Here is a 17,841-nt window from a genome sequence, read left to right as displayed (position 1 = left end):
AGATCCCTTCTATTCTTATTCTGGAAATGAAGAAAGTGGGAAGCCCCACCCTCTCAGTTTTATTTGTTTAAGTAAGGTAATAGATAGCCATATCCTGCTTTTTCCATCTCATCCTTGGCTATAAAGCGTAAGGAAGCAGAATTAATACAGTAACGCAGGCCACCTAACTCCCGAGGTCCATCTGTGAAAACATGACCCAAGTGAGCATTTCCTGACCGAGAACGAACCTCGATTCGCTCCATTCCATGACTCAAATCCTTGTAGTAATGAATCAATTCCTTAGAAATCGGACGACTAAAACTTGGCCAACCACAACCTGAAGCAAACTTATCCTTAGCGAAAAAAAGCGGTTCACCCGTCGTGATGTCTACATAAATCCCCTCTTCAAAGATTTGGTCGTAGGCATTGGTAAATGGAGCCTCTGTAGCAGCTTCTTGTGTAACACGGTAGGATTCCTCAGTTAAGCTTTCCTTCAACACCTCTTGACTAGGTTTTTCATAGTTAGAGGCATCAATCAATGGCTTCTCAGCATCGGTCACATCGATATGACAATAACCGGAAGGATTTTTCTTGAGATAGTCTTGATGGTAGTCTTCAGCCAAAATGTAGTGGCGAAGTTTCTCCACTTCTACTGCAATCTTTCGACCCAGCATACGCTCCTGCTCCTGCACTACTCTATAGATAGCGGGCAAGTCTGCTTCATCCTGATAATAGATTCCCGTTCGATATTGGCGACCACGGTCATTCCCCTGCTGGTTAATAGACAAGGGATCAATAACACGGAAATAATAAAGCAAAATCTCTCTGAGTGACACAGCTTTCTTATCATAAATCACTTGAACAGTCTCTGCATGGTCTGTTTCCTTGAGCAACTGGTAATTGGTCGTTTCGACTTGGCCATTAGCGTAGCCGACACTGGTTGCTAGCACTCCAGAAATACGTGAAAAATACTCCTCTAGACCCCAAAAACAGCCACCTGCTAGATAAATTTCTGCCATCTTTATTTCTCCTTTATCAAGGTTTTTAACTAATACTCTTCGAAAATCTCTTCAAACCACGTCAGCTTACATCTGCAACCTCAAAACAGTATTTTGAGCTAACTTCGTCAGTTCTATCCACAACCTCAAAACCATGTTTTGAGCAACCTGCGGCCAGCTTCCTAGTTTGCTCTTTGATTTTCATTGAGTATAAACTTCTTTTCAAAAAAAGGATAGGAAGCCCTCTAATCAAGAGTTTCCCTATCCTATCTTCTATTTCTTTACTTTGTTTGGACACGGACACCTTTGGTATCAACTTTCAAGTCATGTAGTTTGCCTTTGAAAGGTTGCTTTTGCAATTCAGCTTTAATCTTGGGCATCTTGTCATGAGAAGCCAGAACCATAACTGTCGGTCCGGCACCAGAGAGATAGGTCGCATAGGCTCCATTCTCTTTAGCTACTTGCTTAATCGTCGCAAATTCACGGACCAGACTTTGACGATAGCGCTCGTGGAAGAGATCCCCCTCGATTGCTTGTCCAGCTGTCACCATATCTCCTGCTAACAAGGCTGCAACAGCAACATTGGCAATTGAACTAGCTGCAACAGCTTCCTTGTAGGACAATTTCTTAGGAAGGACACCACGACTGTCGCGAGTGCGCAATTCATAGTTGGGAATATAAGCTAAAAAATCACACTCTGGGAAATCTGCCACAATCGCCGAAACCTGCCCTTCAACAGAACTCGCAACAACAAGATTTCCATAGATAGCTGGAGCCACATTGTCAGGATGTCCTTCAATCTTGGTAGCCAGCTGCAATTTGTCGTGGTTAGATAAGTTGAGATTGCCCAGTTGGTTAGCCAGTTCAATTCCAGCAACAATAACCGAGCTTGAAGAACCCAAGCCACGCGCCAAGGGAACATCGCTGGTCATTTTCAAACGTCTCGGTTGCAAGTCAGGCGCAATTTGCAAGGCAATCTTAAGCAAAAGATTACGCTCGTCATGGGGAATCCATTTGCCAATCTGGTGTTCAATCAACCACTCATCCCGTTCTTCACAGACCTCAATTTGAAGATACTTGGTTACAGCTACACCGACCGAATCAAAACCTGGCCCAATATTGGCACTGGTTGCTGGTACAATAATCTTCATCCTATTCTCCTAACACCTTGAAGGTATTCAAGAGGTCAAATTCTGAAGCTTTGGCCAACTCAGCTGAAACATTCTCAAGCTGCGCTTTATTAATCTTATGAGTGATAATCACTACACGCGCCTTGTCACCCTCTTTGCCATCTTGGAGGATTTGCTTGAAGGAAATATCTTGAGCATTAAAGATTTCAGCTAGTTTCAAGACCTGACCTTTTGAGTCTGGAGCCAAGATTGAGAAGTAGTAATTAGCTTTGACATCTTCTGGATTAGCCAAGACCAAGTCACGGCTGTATTCGTTGAAGTCTTTACCAATGGTACCATCATTCAAACGACGAACGATACGGACAATGTCCGCTACAACACTTGTTGCAGTTGGTTTTTGACCCGCACCTGGTCCGTAATACATAGACTCACCGATACCGATAGATTCTACAAAAACAGCGTTCATTACCCCATTCACACTGGCAAGTGGATGTGCTTTAGGTAGGAAGGTTGGAGTCACTTCTGCAGCAATACCTGAAGGAGTTTCCTCGATAGAACCAACCAATTTCACTACATAGCCAAGGTCTTGGGCTACAGCTACATCTTCTGGTGTGATGTTGCGGATTCCCTTGTGGGCTACATCGTCAAAGGCAACCTTCATACCAAAAGCAAACTGGCTCAAAATCACCATCTTGTAGGCTGCGTCAATCCCATCCACGTCATTTGTAGGGTCGCTTTCTGCAAAACCAAGTCTTTGCGCTTCAGCCAGAGCATCATCATAAGGCCAGCCTTCTTCGACCATCTTGGTCATCATGAAGTTGGAAGTTCCGTTAACGACACCAAGAACGCGCGTGATTTTATCAGAAGCCAATGAATTTGCTAGAGTGCGAAGAATTGGAATCCCACCAGCAACAGCTGCTTCGTAGTAAAGTGCTACATTATGCTCTTTAGCGATTTCTAACAATTCTGCACCATGGACAGCCAAAAGGTCCTTGTTAGCAGTAACAACGTGTTTCCCAGCTTCTAAGGCACGAGTGATAAAGGTCTTAGCTGGTTCTATACGCCCCATCAATTCCACTACGATAGTAATGTCTTGATCTGCTAAAATATCATCTACATTGGTTACAAAGTTAAAGCCATTTCCTGCTGCAAGCAAGCGGTTCTTTTCATCTTCATCCTTGACCAATACCTTGGCTACTTCAATCTCAGAATGAGCTGATTGAACGATTTTTTCTCCATTTTCCTTTAGGAGGAATGGCACGCCACTTGCAACGGTACCAAATCCAAGTAAAGCAATTTTAACTGTCATGTTTGTCTCCTAGAAATTTTCTGATATAGCCATTATAACAGAATTTTATGAAAATTCCTATTATAGTAAATCACTATTTCGGTCTAGAAAAGAAAAAACGAATCCCATGATTCGTCTTTCTTGATAAATGAAAATTGATTTTAAAATTTATGAACGAATCTTTTGCAGACCGAGAACTGCATCGTGGTTAATCAATATTTGCCCATACTCTTGCAAGACTGAACGACTGATGTCACTGTCGTCTGCAAACTCACGCATACGAGCCAAGAGCCAAGCCGGATATGGACTTGGATGATTTTCCACATCGACTAAGATTGTCAAATAATAGTGTCCATTCATCTTATAGAGTTCAGATGTTTCCATCTGGTAGTTAACCGTCTTTGCAAAAGCAACTAAGTCAGCAAGGCTTGCAAAGCGTAGGATATAGTAGATATAAGGTTCTTTCTTATTCTCCGTCTCCTTGTCTGCCTGCTCTTGCTCTTCTTCCTTTGCTTCGACCTGCTCTAGAGATTGGATGGCCTCAATATCGTCCTTGGTCTTATCTGCAATGCTCTTTTCCAAGGTTTTGAGAAATTCATCTGGCGACATTTGGGCTAATTCTTCCATGTCTGGTAGATCCGCCAAATCTTCAAAATCCAAATTTTGGTCAATCTTGGACTTGGTCACAAAGACGTCGACCTTATCAGGTTTTGGCGTCACGCGGAAACTCAGCATGCCACTATCCAAGAAATTGTCTGGCATCTCTAACTCATCTAAAATAGCATAGAAAAACTCTTCGGTTTTTTCCTGAGGAACGAGAAAGTCTGCAATCTCCATTCCCCGATCCATCAAATCATCTAAAGTCATCGTGATTTTCAGTGTTGTATCACTAATTTGTTTCATCTTCATATCTAGTAACCTCATACTTTCAGTCTATCTATTATACTAGATTTTTACGATTTTATCAAAAGAATGAAGCGAGAATGTGATATAATACTAGATATGATTTTAGATTTAAGAAAGAATGTTCAATGAAAAATATAAAAGTAAATGCCTTGGCCAGCTTGCTGGTCAATATTCTCAATATCGTTTTTCCACTGATAACCAATCCTTATCTGACGCGGATTCTCAGCAAATCCAATTACGGTTATTTCAATACAGCCAATACCTGGGCAAGTTTTGTTATTCCACTAGCTGCCTTTGGAATATACAACTACGGGATTCGAGCTATTAGTAAGGTCAAGGATGACAAGAATAAAATCAACTACGTCTTTTCTAAGTTGTTTTATATCTCGGTTTTTACCTCTCTCCTGACGACAGGTATCTACTTCCTCATTATCTTCTTTGACACCAGCATTGAGAATCTGAAAGTTCTCTACTACATCCTAGGGGCTCAAGCACTCTTCCAATTTCTCAATATCGAATGGATGAACGAAGCTTATGAAAACTATGCCTTCATCCTCTATAAAACATTAATTATTCGAATTACCATGCTGGTCGCTATCTTCGCCTTCGTTAAAACGGCAGATGATATCGTTCCTTATGCTATCGTTATGACAGCGACCACTGTCCTCAACTACCTGCTCAGTTTTCTTTGGATTAAGAGAGAAGTTTCTTTTGTTAAGATCGGTTTCGTCGAATTAGCTAAAGCTTCTAAACCACTCTTTACTATGCTTCTCTTAACGAACGCTAATATGCTTTATACCCTGCTAGATAGAATGTTTATCACTAAGGGACCGGATGAGAACTATATTTCCTACTATACAATTGCCTATAGTATCGTCATGCTGATTGCCAGTGTCTTGAGTGGAGCTATCAACGTCAGTATTCCACGCCTCGGCTACTATCTCGGGAAAAAGGATTACAAGTCCTATAATTATCTCGTGAATCAAGCGGCATCCCTATTCTATTTCCTTATGGTTCCAACTAGTATCGGGATTATGATATTGGGACGGTACGCAACTGTTATTTATTCTTCTGAAAAATATCTTGAAGCGGGTATCGTAACTAGCGTCTTCGCTTTTCGTACCATCATTTGGGCTATTGAGTTGATTCTTGGTAAACAGATTATCTTTATCAACGACCATGAAAATCGCTTAACTGCCTTCTACTTCCTTGGTGGTGGTGCCAATATACTATTAAATAGCATCTTGTATTTCAATAATATTTTTGCACCTGAGTATTACATCGCTACGACCATTATCGCAGAAACTATCGTTGTTTTACTTGAAATTCATTTTATCAAGAAACACCAACTGATTAGTTTAAAAGAAATTTTTATAACCTTAACACGTTATAGCCTCATATCCCTTGGTTTTATCCCAATCTTCTATATTTTCAAGATGATTTTCCAAATCAATTCCTACACAGTAAACTTTAATATGATTCTCATGGTTCTTTCTACCGTGGCAACTTGTGGTATCTATTACCTCTTGACCCTCTTTATTACCAAAGACAAAACACTCCACTATGCACTGAACCTTTTACTTGCTAAATTAAAACGAAATTAAAAAAATCCCCTACTGATAAATTAGTTGCCAGTAGGGGATTTTTTCTTTATTCGTTTTCTTTCTTTTCAGAAGCGTTGGCTTCTAGATTTGAATCTTGTTTAGGTTGTTCAACAATAGAGGAATTAGCTTCTTGTTTCTGTTCTGGCTTGACTGCCTCGCTATTTACAGCAGCAACAGCCTGTTTCCAGATACCTTCTTCGTTTACTTTGTAACCATCAGGTGTTGTTGCGTTCTTCAACAAAGAACCATTAGCTTGGAAATAGTACCAATTACCATCAAGCTGTTTCCAACCTGTCTGCATAGCTCCTGATTCATCAAAGTAATAATGATCACCATTTACTTTATGAAGGCCAACCAACATGATTCCATCTTCGGGATTTAGATAATACCAGACGCCTTTGTATTTTATCCAGCCAGTTTTCATAGCTCCATTTGATTCAAAGTAACGATAATGATTATCAAACCATTTCCAGCTTGTTTGCATGGCTCCAGATTTGCTAAAGTAATATTGCTTACCATCTACTTGATGGAGGCCGACTAACATAACGCCTTCCTTACCTTCAAGATAATACCAAGCATCACCATCTTTCAACCAACCAGTTTGGAGTGCGCCAGACGTAGCGTAGTAATGCCAAGAATTATTTGACCACTGCCATCCAACTTGCATAGTACCTGCTGAGCTGAAGAAATAGTTCTTACCGTCAATCTCTTTAGATCCTACAGCCATGATACCTGTTTCTGGATCCAAATAATACCATGATTCTTTATCTTTCAACCAACCAGTTTTCATAGCACCTGAGTTCGTATAGAAGTACCAGCTATTTTCTTGCCACTTCCAGCCAGTCTGCATGGCACCACTAGCATTCAAATAGTAACGAACACCATTTATATCTTGTCTACCAGTTAACATGATGCCATCTTTATCCAGATAATACCATGTTTCCTGATCCTTGACCCAACCAGTTTTCATAGCTCCAGAACTTGCAAAATAGTTCCAGTGACCATCAACAAAGGCCCAGCCAGTTTGCATGATACCTTCTTGATTAAAGTAGTATGTGCTTCCATTGATATTCTTTTTACCGATGGTCTTTAGCCCATCCTCATCATAGAAATACCAATTTGAATCAATCTTTTGCCAAGTTGAAGGCTTACCTGCTGTTTGGAGTGCACCACTTTCGCTAAAGAACATCTTCTTGCCATTATAGACTTGATGTCCTGTTAGCATCTTCCCATCTGCTGCAAAGAGATACTTTTTCCCTCCGATTTCAGAGAGCTCGCTAAATCGTCTAGCACCATTTGATTGGATATAATACCAAGAGTCATCTAGTTTGAACCAACCACCAGTTTGCATTTTACCATTTTGGTTCAGATAGTAATCATTCCCTTTGGCATTTTCTCCCCAGTCGTCGTTAAGGTGAAGCCAGCGACCTGCTTGCATTTGTCCTTTTCCATTAAAGAAGTAAGTGGCTCCGCCAATCTCTCTCCAGCCGATAGCCATTTCTCCGTCAGTCAAACGATATTTCCAATAACCATCTTCTTGATACCATTTTTCGTCAACTACAGGGATATCAGGGAAGGTATTTGAAACATTAGCAAATCCTTTATCGCTAATATCAAAAACGGTAGCGTCTTGAGTTTGGCTCGCAGCATGAAGAACCTGAATGTTTTTCTTCTGAAGGTATTCTCTGGTTGAAGCAACATTAATATCTCCACCAGTTGTCTGAATAATCATTTTTGGTGATAAGTTTTCAAGGAAATTAATCGTATTTGAAATTGTCGCATCATAATGGTGGTTCCATTTCATCATATCAACCTTGCCGATAACTGGACCTAACTTATCTTCTGCTCCTTCTGCATTATCCAAATCTCCACCAAGATAGATTCTCTTTCCTGCCACAGTCACTACTGAAACAATGGAGTTGGAGTTATCATCTCGAACTTTTTTCAGATTCCCGTTAGCATCATATTCATTCTTATAGTTGTAGAGTTGGATATCCATATCACCTAATTTTAGGTGGCTATCCTCATCTGAAATATTCTGGATAAGAGTAACTCCTCGTTTTTGAGCTGCTCTCAAAGCATTATCATAATTGAAAAGATTATCCCATAGTCCCCAGTTTGCTGTAATCCGATCATCTGAATATTTTTTCAAATAAAACTTACCGACTTGATATCGATTGAGTATTTCGTCCGCTCCACCAATATGGTCACTATGAACATGAGTTCCTATAATAAAATCTAATTTTTTTACACCTATTTGATCCAAGTGGCGAATCAATCGATCCTCCAATACTTGATAATTTCTCATGGAAATTCCCCAGCGGCTTGGATAGCGTGGATCACTCCCATCAGGAAAATCATAGTCTTCTCCCATATCAATCAAAGCATAGTGACCATTGCTTTCCAGAAGGATGGCGTCACTCCCAGATTTTGCTTTAGTATTTATGAAATGGATACGATTGCCCGAACCTGCAGAGATGGTATCTGCATCTACTCCTTGCGATAACTGAATCAATAATAGAAAGAATGCGAGAACACTATATCTAATTGATTTTAATAACCATTTATTTTTCACCTTGAAAACTCCTTTATCTTAACAATAAGCAACTTTGACTAATCTAATCAATCCAGTAGTTTTTATCCCCTCCTGGGACTTGTTGCTCAATAGGCGGTGGAGTCATATAGTTTTCTCCAAATTCGTAGACAAGTATTTCATGGTATTTTCTCGGAACCTTGACCACAATGTTTTCATAAGGCATATCAATCAAATCATAGAGCCATTCTTTTTTTATACCATTTGGATAATAAGGGTCATAGATAGTACAAGTAAGATCTGTTGCTTGATCTACACTATACTTCAAAGCAAGGCTCTCTAATTTTTGATTCCATAGCTGTGGGGAAGTTAAGCGGAAAATAGCTGATCCCATATAACGAGGGAGGTTTTTAAGTCCACCATTCTCAGACTTGATCCCTTTAAAATTCAAAGAAGAAAGGCGAATGAAATATTTGTAGAGCTTCATTTTTTTACGGTCACTTTCCTCTGTGACGACACCATCATATGGAAAAATGTCAACGCAAGTTCCCAATACGACCGTTGGGTCTACGAGGTTAGCATCTCGACGAGTCCTTACATCATAGACTCTCATATAACTGTATGGATATCCCTTTGTTTCTCTGAATGAAATCAATTTGTAGTAGGGATGATTTTCATTTTGTAAAACCTTGTACAGTTTTTCAAATTCATCACGCGCCAAGGAAATATCTGTATCATCATCCCAAGGGATAAATCCTTTATGGCGTACAGCTCCTAGTAAGGTTCCAAAATCAATAAAGTATTTGATTTGATGTTGTTCACAAAGATCATGTAGATACTTTAAAATATCCAATTCTACTTGCTTTATTTCTTCAAGAGTTAAAGTTCTTTCAGACATAGGTTCTTTTCTCCTAAATTTGACTATATTTTTAAACGTTTCTTAATCCCAATCCCGTCATTTAGACCTTTTAACAATCTTCCATAATTTAAAATCATGATGAGATACTCTTTGTTCAACCGGTGGCAATTGCATATAGTCTCCGTAGTCTGAGGTCAAAATTTCATGATAATTTTTCGGAATGGTAAATTCCTTACCTTCAAATATTCCAGTAGTAACTTGTTCCAGCCATTCACGTCTCCACACTGGTTTGTTCATATCCTTGTAGATAAGATAATCCACTTGCTCATAATCTGAGACTTTACGGGATTTTGCAAGCTCTTCAATCTGGGCAACGTATTTGTTCGTATTGGTGAAATAGAAAATAATAACTGACACATAGCGTAGCAGCGAATTCAGTACACTTTTCGTATTGGTAATGCCTTTAAAGGTGTAGCAACTCAATTGACGTTTCTTTATCAGTTTCGTCATCTTGTTTTTAAATTCTACGTCATCCTCGTAGCCATCTACAGGGAAAATATCTACATAGATTCCCATATTCGAATCGATGCGAACATCTTCTTCTAGCAAGTAAGTATGGTTATCCTGCACTTTCATGAAGGGATAGACATAGTTGAGATTATTTTTATAAGACATGACCTCGTAACGTTCATCAGGGTTAGCGATAAGGTAGTCTTGCAATTTTTCATAATCTTCTCGTAACATGCAGATATCGATGTCATCATCCCAAGGGATAAATCCTTGATGGCGAACAGCACCAATTAGACTTCCATATGCTAAGAAATACTTGACTCCAATTTTCTGACAAACTTCATGAATATACTCCATGATTCCAAGTTCCATCTGTTGAATTTCATTGACATCTGTTACTTCTTGGTACCGAACTCCTTCATCCCGTTTGCAGACTACGAGTCCATAGCCAATTGCTAGCCAGAAGATGATATTAATAAAGTTGGTTGAATACATAATCTGACTTTCAAATAATTGACCAAACAAGATACCAAAGAATAGGATCATGATCAATTTATCAGTATTTTTCTTGGAAACAATCAAATACGTTAAAAAGCGCTTGATGACATAAGCCAGTACAAGAAGGAAGGATACCAAACCTAGAACTCCCGAACTGACAAATATGGTCACAAAAATGTTATGAAAATTCCCACCGATAAGGGAGTTTTGAATCTCAAATTTACTGAAATATTCTGCGTAATAATCTGGAACGTTTCGTACACCATAACCAAAAATTGGTTTGGCACTTCCCATCTTGATGGCATTTTTCCAGATATAGGTTCTACCACTTGGTGTTGTTTCAATCAGATGGAGCTCACCGTTCTTCTTAGTGACAGACGAATCTGTCTCAGCATAGGATTGTCCTTTGTTTAAATCTAAGACAGTCGCAGTTTCAGATGAGATATAGATTGAAGTTACATAGCTTAATCCAATATTAGTTGCAGTAATCAGCAAACCAGCAACTATAAAAGTGAGGAATCGTTTAACGATACTTCCTCTAGTAGCAAAGAAACTATAGAGTCCAATCATGAGAAGTAAAGAAAGTAAGGCTCCTCGACTTTGCATCGTTGCGAAGTAAACGAATTGAATCACATTGTTCAGTTTAAGATAAACAGAATATTTACTTCCTTTATGGATCAAATACATAGCCAAAATAATGCTAATGTATGAAAATATCGCACTAGCATTTGGATTGACAATCCCCCACAGACGTCCATTCATGACACCATAGTAATAAGATTGTTCGCCAATCTTAAATAGGATAAGGACTCTACTTACCAATAAACCAAACGCAAAAATTGCTGAAGAAAAAGATACAATTTGAACCGTATAGGCAATCCAGTCAAATAATTTTTTAAGTTGCCCTGATTGTAACATGGTAAATAATAAAACATAGGTTACCATGAAGAGAATTTCAATCACATTTCCAATCAGATGTCCAGAGCGATTGAAAATAGCTGATAGCAGATGACTTCCAGCTAATAGTCCAAATAAGGATAGAAATTTACGATCTGCTGTGATTTCTTTCCACTTAAACAATAAGGTATAGCAAATATAAAGCACTACAATTGCTGATAATCCCTTGTAGAGGGGATTTGCTATCTTATAAACCAGTGAACTCATACTTAAAATCGAAATGAAAACAAATAGATACGCAATCCATAGTTTTGATTTTTCAAAGTATTCATCCATTTTTGAAAAATTCATTTTCAACTCCTTCTCATGATATTAGTTTTTTAATCCAACAATTTTCTTATATAGCCATGGAGAAATGACAAGTGAAAGGATCGCTACCTTGCGAAAAGTGGTGAAATAAGCATCTTTCCATATTTCGCGTCGGTGCTGAACAATCCAAGTCCTCAGCTCGGCTTTCTCCTTTTGATACTCTTCACGTGAAGTAAAGATAATTTTATCGTAAACTGTGATGTACGACCAACATTCTCTGTTTATTAATTCGTATTTTAAATTAGGGAAGGCTTGTGAAACTTGAGCAATTATTTGCTTATAAACTTCTATTGTGTCAAATACATGTCGATTAACAGATGTTGTTGCACTTCCCTCACGATGATCATAATAATAAACAGGTTTGTCAATAAATACGCAACTGCATCTTGTCTTTAGTAGCAATTCAGTTAAAAACAAGGCATCTTCAGCTAGGTGATAATTGGTATTAAACTTTTCATCGGCAAGCAGGTCTCTCTTAAACAGTTTTGCGACTGGAAAAAATGATGTTCTGGTAGTCATCAGTAGTTCCTTCATGGTTTCTTCTGTTGACCAGAGTTCTGTTTTTTCTGAATGTGAAGGTAGGTCTGTTACAATGCCGTTTTTGATATGGTGCAGAGGAGCAATTACAAAGCCTACATTCAACCCTTCAGCTGCACTTGCTAAAGTAGCTAGGTAATCCTGGGTAACGAAATCATCGCTATCAATAAAGGTAACCCAAGAACCCGTTGCTAGCTGAATTCCCATATTTCTAGCATTTGAAACACCAGCATTTTCGATATGATAAACCTTGATATTCTCATACTGAGACGCTAAGTGATCACAGATCTGTCCACTGGAATCAGTAGAACCATCATTGATTAGGATTAACTCAAAATGGGCATAAGTCTGTTGAAGAATCGACTCCACACATCGCTCCAGATAGGCTTCTACATTGTAGACTGGAACGATAACGCTTATTTTTTCTCCCATCATGCTCCATATTCTCCCTTGTACTCTGTGTAGCTCTTGTCCATGTCTGCTATAATAGCATCATGATGCGGTACTTGCTTGTCTGCTGGTGGCGGTGTCATATAGTCCCCAAAAGCAGTGCTGAGATAGGCATCGTAGCCAACTGGGATGGGCATCTCAGTTCCTTCAAATGGCAAGAATAGATTGTCTTCAAAAGATGCGATTGGGTATTTGTTTCGCATGTAGCCGGGACCTGAGCATAATTCCGTAATTCCATCGCTCTCAGCCAGACCATACTTGGTCATTTCTTTTTCAGCTTTTTTCCAAATGCGATAACGTAGCGATTTAGGAGTTAAACCCAGTAAAATGCGACTTCCCCATTTCATGATGACACCATGCTTTTCTGGGATAGTTTGCGCGCAAAAGAGTGAATAAATCAAGGCCCAACGAACCTGTTTCTTACGCTCAGCTGGATTTTTAGGATAATAATCCAATGGTAACACATCCAAGGCCAAACCGTGTGGTAAATCCAAATCCTTCTGATAAGGCTTGATACAAGTAGTTTCCTTGTCACGAATGGTAATAAAAAGGTTACGGTCTACAAAATCTTTGTTACTCTTTGACAAGAAATAACGCTCATCTGCATAACGAGGCCATAGTTCTGCTAATTTTTCATAGTCCTTACGTGGCATGAAAAAGTCTAGGTCATCATCCCAAGGAATGAAACCTTTGTTACGTAGGGCACCAATGGCTCCTCCACCACAGAGATAGCACAACAAATCATGTTCTTTACAAAATGCGACGAAATATTCAGCCATTTCCAGACTACGAGCCTGAATCGCTTTCAAATCACTCATGTCTCTCCTCTTCTGTCCAATAACGAGTTATATCGTTTTATTATACCATAAAAACGCCCTAAAAATCCATCAGATACTAAGAAAAATCAAAGCCTAAACCACTTTTTCACTGGTGATTCAAACTTTGATTTTTTTATAGTATTCTATCTCATTCCCATTTGGGCGAGTTTGGTCTGGTATTTATTTTGATCAACTAGAAGTCCTTGTCCACCATAGATATCATAAGCGTCCACCCAGTCACCAAGTTCTGGGATGGTGAGTCTTTCAATGCCATTTTGAGCACCTTCTAGGACAGATAAGCCATTGGTCAACAAGAAGCTATATGGTAGATTTGTTGATGTCATGCCAAAGACTTTTCCAAGTGCCTCTGATCCCGTAAAGAGCTTGGTTGGATCTTTGATTTGCTCAAGAACTGCTGACATGACTTGTTGCTGACGTTTGGTTCGGCCATAGTCTCCCTCATCATCATCACGGAAGCGAGCATAGTTCAGCAAGGTGGACCCATTCATCTGCTGTTTTCCAACTTTGATAGTTTGAGTTGGGGACTCTGTCTCTGTTGCATGAAGGTCATCTCCAACTGTGGCTTCTGTCAAAGGTTGACCATTCAATGTTGAGAATTGAGCATCAATCGTTACTCCGTCAGGGAAGAGGGTATCAATGGCTGTTGCAAAGGCCTGGAAGTCGACCAGGGCATAGTACTTAATATCCAAATCAAAGTTGTCTTTTAGAACCTTGCGGACCATTTCAGCACCTTTTTGCCCTTCTTGTTCCCCAAGTTCATAAGCAACATTGAGTTTGTTATCCGTCTGTTTCTGGCCATTTACAATCTTACTGTACCCATCGATATAAACTAAGTTGTCACGCATAAAGCTGACTAGCTTGATCTTCTTATCCGATCCACTGACATTTAGTACCATGATTGTGTCGGTACGGGTCTCCGCACTATTTTGACCGATACGGCCATCTGTCCCCATGACTAAAATATTCACACCATCTTTGGTATCCTGACCATTAAAGACCTCTACTTGAGCTGCCTTGGCGTCAGCTGGCTTATTTGTTGGATTGGCTGCTGACTGGAACCCTCGAAGAAACATGAAAATCATCCCTGCAGCCACACATGTAATCAACAGCAAGAACCAAGTCAATATTCGTTTGAAGCCAATTCTTCTCTTTTTCTTTTTGACTTTAGGTTGAGGAGCTACCTTTTCACGTTTCTTAGACCGACTTCTACTGCCATAAGTCGGAAGATCAATATCTCTACCCCAAGATTCTTCTTTTTCTTCTTGGTGGAAATGGTGAACTTCAGAATTGGGACCTGCCATTTTCTGTTGCAGATAATCAAACTCCCTCCGTTCACGGTCGTTGAGGTAATGGATATTTTTGAAGAGATAGTCATAACGTAACTGCTCGTGATGACTTAAAGGATTTTCTTTGCTCATTGACACTCCTTTTCTATATCAGTTATGGTAAAAATCGGGTAGGTTCCCAGAATCTTGTGCTGGATCCCAATGGCCTCTAGTTCTTGTCTGGCAAAATGAACCAGTTCTTTGTCACTATAGTCTACATCGATAATGAAAAAGTATTCTCCCAAGGCTGTTTTAAGGGGGCGACTTTCAATCTTTGTTAAGTCAATCCCTCTCCAAGCAAAGGTCGAAAGTGCCTTGTAAAGAGCACCAGGTAGGTTGTCTGGTAAGGTCAAGGCCAAACTCATTTTTTCAGCTTGTGAGTTCAAAGGAATCTTCGGTATCTCTGCCCCTAACACCCAAAAACGTGTGAAATTGGCTTCCATTTCCTGAATATCCTCTGCAATCAATTCCAAGCCATATTCTTCAGCTGAACTTTTAGGAGCAATAGCTGCATAAGGCTGATCTGGATGTTCTGAAATAAAGCGAGCTGCATAGGCTGTACTGGCGGTTACCTCAATTTTGGCCTCTGGATAGTTTTTGTCGATGAATCTCTTTCCTTGAGCCAGAGCCTGAGGATGAGAAAAAATTTTCTCAATTTTTGACTGACCGGGAACCGCCATCAACTGCTGGTGAATGGGCTGAACGATTTCTGCAACTGCTTGGATGCGAGCCTGATGAAAAAGATAATCCAAGCTTTCATGCACACTTCCCTCAATGGAGTTTTCAACTGGTACTACTGAATAGTCTACCAATCCCTGTTCATAAGCCTTGATAACGTCTGTAATATTTGAAAAAGGCTCTAGTTCCTCATGTGGAAAAGCCGTTTGCACAACATGATGCGAAAAAGATCCCTTGGGACCTAGATAGGCAATTTTCATCTCAGTTCCTCTGTAATTTCCTCTGGGCTTAACTTGGTTACATCCAAAACCCGACTGGCTACTTCCTCATACCAAGCTTGTCTTTCTTTGAAAATAGCTGCCAGTTCTTCCTTACTATTATTTAGAAACAGTGGGCGCTGATTGTCCTTATCAGCTGCGATACGTTGGTAGAGGGTTTCAAAATCTGCTTTTAGGTAGATGTTTTCAGGATTGGTTTTGAGCAAGTCACGATTTCTCTGAGAAATGACGACTCCTCCGCCAGTTGACACAACTCGGTCCGTTTTTAGTAAGTCAGCTAGAACTTCTGACTCTACTTGACGAAAGGCCACTTCTCCTTTTTCAGCGAAGAAATCCGCAATGGACATGCCCAAACGTTCCTCGATTAAGGCATCCATATCGATATAGTCTGGGTCCAAGCCTCTAGCAATTGTCGACTTGCCTGCCCCCATAAATCCGAGTAATACCTTAGCCATGAATCAAGCTCTCCAAATCATCAAAGAAGCTAGGATAGCTAGTGTTGATGGCTTCTGCACGGTCAAGCTCCACTTCTCCATCAGCAACCAAGAGGGCTGCGATGGCTGTCATCATTCCAATTCGATGGTCACCAAACGTATTGACTCTAGCGCCATGAAGTCTTGATTTTCCTTTGATAATCATCCCGTCTGCTGTAGGAGTGATATCCGCCCCCATGCTATTTAAGGCATCTGTCACCACCTGAATGCGGTCTGTTTCCTTTACCTTGAGTTCCTCAGCATCCTTAATGACTGTTTCACCTTGCGCTTGTGTCGCTAAAAGGGCAATAATAGGCAATTCATCAATCAAGCGGGGAATCAAGGCTCCACCAATCTCTGTTCCTTTCAAGTCTGAAGACTCGACAGTCAAGGTTGCTGATTTAGCGACAGGATCGATTTCAGTTATTTCTAGTTTTCCACCCATGGCGCGAATGACATCAATAATACCAGTACGAGTTTCGTTAATCCCCACATTCTGCAGCACCACACTAGAGTTTGGAACAATCAAACCTGCGACCAACCAAAAGGCTGCACTGGAAATATCTCCTGGAACAACTACCTTTTGTCCGATCAGTTTTTGTGGTCCTTGAACTGTGATTTTTTTGCCATCCACACTTAAATGGCCACCAAATTGCTGTAGCATATCTTCGGTGTGGTTACGAGTACATTCTTTCTCGATAATAACGGACTCCCCCTGAGCCTGCAAGGCTGCAAACATCAAGGCTGACTTGACCTGAGCAGAGGCGATTGGCAACTCATAGTGAATAGGTGTAAGTTTTTTCGTCCCTTTTAAGTGAAGAGGGGGCAGGTCTCGCTCAGTTTGCCCTGAAATACTGACGCCCATTTTTTTCAATGGAATCGTCACACGGTCCATAGGACGTTTAGAAAGACTGTCGTCTCCGAACATCTCTACTTCGAAGTCTGCACCAGCAAGGACACCTGAAATCAGGCGAATCGAGGTGCCAGAATTCCCCATATCCAAGGCATTTTGTGGCGCTTTTAAGCCATCCATGCCAACACCTTGAATGGTGATAACCCCATCTTTATCCTCAATTTCTACACCAAGATCACGAAAAACCTGCATGGTTGAAAGCACATCCTCTCCACGCAGAATATCATAAACCTTAGTCTCGCCCTCAGCCAAACTTCCAAAAATAATCGAACGATGGCTGATAGACTTGTCACCTGGAACCCGGATACTGCCATGTAAGTGGCGAATGTTTGTTTTTAGTTTCATAGTTGACCTCATACTTGCAATACTTTTTCTTATTTTATCACAAAAAAGCCAGAAATTCCTGAAATTTCTGGCTTTTATACAGATAAAATACTATTTCAATAATTCTGAAACAGGTTCAAAGACAATTTTCTCAATGTCCGAAAGGTAAATGGACAATTGTTGCTGTTTGGCAAAGAAATCTGACAAAAGAGCGTTCTCTTGGATTTGCTTACTGAAAGACTGCATCTTTTCTTGGAAAGAGGCGTCTGGCATTTGTCCCGTTTGCGCCATGACTTGGATTTCTTGTTGGAAAGCAAGGTAGTCTGCAAAAATCTTGCTAGCTTGTTCATCAGCTTGGATGGCATCTTTTGCTACCTTGACCGCCTTGTATTCTGGTAATTCGCGTAACCCGCGGCTAAGTTCATTTGCACTATCGTAAATATTTGACATGAT

At 40.1% G+C, this 17,841-nt stretch carries 15 protein-coding genes; 1 reads left to right on the top strand and 14 read right to left on the bottom strand.

What is annotated here, in order from left to right; all coding sequences use genetic code 11:
- Positions 1-59 precede the first annotated feature (59 nt).
- The 4 genes from msrB to mecA all read right to left on the bottom strand — a co-directional run bounded on the left by msrB (position 60) and on the right by mecA (position 4,304).
- Complete coding sequence (msrB, locus tag NYE79_RS04065) at positions 60-998, bottom strand: peptide-methionine (R)-S-oxide reductase MsrB (RefSeq protein WP_070684021.1); 939 nt, start codon at positions 996-998, stop codon at positions 60-62.
- Between the two features lie 260 nt (positions 999-1,258).
- Positions 1,259-2,128: a homoserine kinase gene (gene thrB / locus NYE79_RS04060; RefSeq protein WP_070684024.1), complete on the bottom strand. Its 870-nt coding sequence runs from the start codon at positions 2,126-2,128 to the stop codon at positions 1,259-1,261.
- Between the two features lies 1 nt (position 2,129).
- Positions 2,130-3,416: a homoserine dehydrogenase gene (locus tag NYE79_RS04055; protein ID WP_070684027.1), complete on the bottom strand. Its 1,287-nt coding sequence runs from the start codon at positions 3,414-3,416 to the stop codon at positions 2,130-2,132.
- 147 nt (positions 3,417-3,563) lie between these two features.
- Positions 3,564-4,304, bottom strand: a complete 741-nt coding sequence (gene mecA, locus NYE79_RS04050) for an adaptor protein MecA (RefSeq protein WP_070567629.1) — start codon at positions 4,302-4,304, stop codon at positions 3,564-3,566.
- Between the two features lie 122 nt (positions 4,305-4,426).
- Between mecA and NYE79_RS04045 the strand changes: the two genes are divergently transcribed.
- Positions 4,427-5,905 (top strand): oligosaccharide flippase family protein, encoded by a 1,479-nt coding sequence (locus NYE79_RS04045; RefSeq protein WP_000789711.1) that lies wholly within the window; start codon positions 4,427-4,429, stop codon positions 5,903-5,905.
- Between the two features lie 46 nt (positions 5,906-5,951).
- On the opposite strand, the gene NYE79_RS04040 is transcribed toward NYE79_RS04045, so the two are convergent.
- From NYE79_RS04040 to NYE79_RS03995, 10 genes are all read right to left on the bottom strand, one after another.
- On the bottom strand, positions 5,952-8,480 hold the full coding sequence (locus NYE79_RS04040; protein ID WP_070684031.1) for an MBL fold metallo-hydrolase: 2,529 nt from the start codon (positions 8,478-8,480) through the stop codon (positions 5,952-5,954).
- Positions 8,481-8,523: 43 nt separating this feature from the next.
- Positions 8,524-9,336, bottom strand: a complete 813-nt coding sequence (locus NYE79_RS04035) for a LicD family protein (protein ID WP_008292505.1) — start codon at positions 9,334-9,336, stop codon at positions 8,524-8,526.
- Positions 9,337-9,393: 57 nt separating this feature from the next.
- Entirely contained in the window at positions 9,394-11,553 is a 2,160-nt protein-coding gene (locus tag NYE79_RS04030; protein WP_216728292.1) for a LicD family protein, read from the bottom strand.
- 21 nt (positions 11,554-11,574) lie between these two features.
- Positions 11,575-12,543, bottom strand: a complete 969-nt coding sequence (locus NYE79_RS04025) for a glycosyltransferase family 2 protein (RefSeq protein WP_000971794.1) — start codon at positions 12,541-12,543, stop codon at positions 11,575-11,577.
- Positions 12,540-13,376, bottom strand: coding sequence for a phosphorylcholine transferase LicD (locus NYE79_RS04020; RefSeq protein WP_084939793.1), 837 nt, complete (start codon positions 13,374-13,376; stop codon positions 12,540-12,542). The genes NYE79_RS04025 and NYE79_RS04020 overlap by 4 nt, the downstream gene beginning before the upstream one ends.
- 143 nt (positions 13,377-13,519) lie before the next feature.
- Positions 13,520-14,815: an LCP family protein gene (locus NYE79_RS04015; RefSeq protein ID WP_216728291.1), complete on the bottom strand. Its 1,296-nt coding sequence runs from the start codon at positions 14,813-14,815 to the stop codon at positions 13,520-13,522.
- Entirely contained in the window at positions 14,812-15,660 is an 849-nt protein-coding gene (gene pheA / locus NYE79_RS04010; protein WP_216728290.1) for a prephenate dehydratase, read from the bottom strand. The genes NYE79_RS04015 and pheA overlap by 4 nt, the downstream gene beginning before the upstream one ends.
- Positions 15,657-16,133, bottom strand: a complete 477-nt coding sequence (locus NYE79_RS04005) for a shikimate kinase (protein WP_001151357.1) — start codon at positions 16,131-16,133, stop codon at positions 15,657-15,659. The genes pheA and NYE79_RS04005 overlap by 4 nt, the downstream gene beginning before the upstream one ends.
- Complete coding sequence (gene aroA, locus NYE79_RS04000) at positions 16,126-17,409, bottom strand: 3-phosphoshikimate 1-carboxyvinyltransferase (protein ID WP_084881742.1); 1,284 nt, start codon at positions 17,407-17,409, stop codon at positions 16,126-16,128. Before aroA ends, NYE79_RS04005 begins: the two co-directional genes overlap by 8 nt.
- Positions 17,410-17,499: 90 nt before the next feature.
- Positions 17,500-17,838 carry a YlbF/YmcA family competence regulator gene (locus NYE79_RS03995; protein ID WP_044020548.1) on the bottom strand — a complete coding sequence of 113 codons (339 nt, stop codon included), beginning with the start codon at positions 17,836-17,838 and terminating at the stop codon, positions 17,500-17,502.
- Positions 17,839-17,841 lie beyond the last annotated feature (3 nt).

Source organism: Streptococcus sp. FSL W8-0197 (assembly GCF_037963785.1).
In the GTDB taxonomy this organism is placed as follows: domain Bacteria; phylum Bacillota; class Bacilli; order Lactobacillales; family Streptococcaceae; genus Streptococcus; species Streptococcus oralis_CQ.
This window is presented reverse-complemented; position numbering and strand designations above follow the sequence as displayed.

Bases quoted from the DNA above. Each gene is read 5' to 3' on its own strand.
- msrB (WP_070684021.1), bottom strand. From the start codon at position 998: ATGGCAGAAATTTATCTAGCAGGTGGCTGTTTTTGGGGTCTAGAGGAG.
- thrB (WP_070684024.1), bottom strand. From the start codon at position 2,128: ATGAAGATTATTGTACCAGCAACCAGTGCCAATATTGGGCCAGGTTTT.
- NYE79_RS04055 (WP_070684027.1), bottom strand. From the start codon at position 3,416: ATGACAGTTAAAATTGCTTTACTTGGATTTGGTACCGTTGCAAGTGGC.
- mecA (WP_070567629.1), bottom strand. From the start codon at position 4,304: ATGAAGATGAAACAAATTAGTGATACAACACTGAAAATCACGATGACT.
- NYE79_RS04045 (WP_000789711.1), top strand. From the start codon at position 4,427: ATGAAAAATATAAAAGTAAATGCCTTGGCCAGCTTGCTGGTCAATATT.
- NYE79_RS04035 (WP_008292505.1), bottom strand. From the start codon at position 9,336: ATGTCTGAAAGAACTTTAACTCTTGAAGAAATAAAGCAAGTAGAATTG.
- NYE79_RS04030 (WP_216728292.1), bottom strand. From the start codon at position 11,553: ATGAATTTTTCAAAAATGGATGAATACTTTGAAAAATCAAAACTATGG.
- NYE79_RS04025 (WP_000971794.1), bottom strand. From the start codon at position 12,543: ATGATGGGAGAAAAAATAAGCGTTATCGTTCCAGTCTACAATGTAGAA.
- NYE79_RS04020 (WP_084939793.1), bottom strand. From the start codon at position 13,376: ATGAGTGATTTGAAAGCGATTCAGGCTCGTAGTCTGGAAATGGCTGAA.
- NYE79_RS04015 (WP_216728291.1), bottom strand. From the start codon at position 14,815: ATGAGCAAAGAAAATCCTTTAAGTCATCACGAGCAGTTACGTTATGAC.
- pheA (WP_216728290.1), bottom strand. From the start codon at position 15,660: ATGAAAATTGCCTATCTAGGTCCCAAGGGATCTTTTTCGCATCATGTT.
- NYE79_RS04005 (WP_001151357.1), bottom strand. From the start codon at position 16,133: ATGGCTAAGGTATTACTCGGATTTATGGGGGCAGGCAAGTCGACAATT.
- aroA (WP_084881742.1), bottom strand. From the start codon at position 17,409: ATGAAACTAAAAACAAACATTCGCCACTTACATGGCAGTATCCGGGTT.
- NYE79_RS03995 (WP_044020548.1), bottom strand. From the start codon at position 17,838: ATGTCAAATATTTACGATAGTGCAAATGAACTTAGCCGCGGGTTACGC.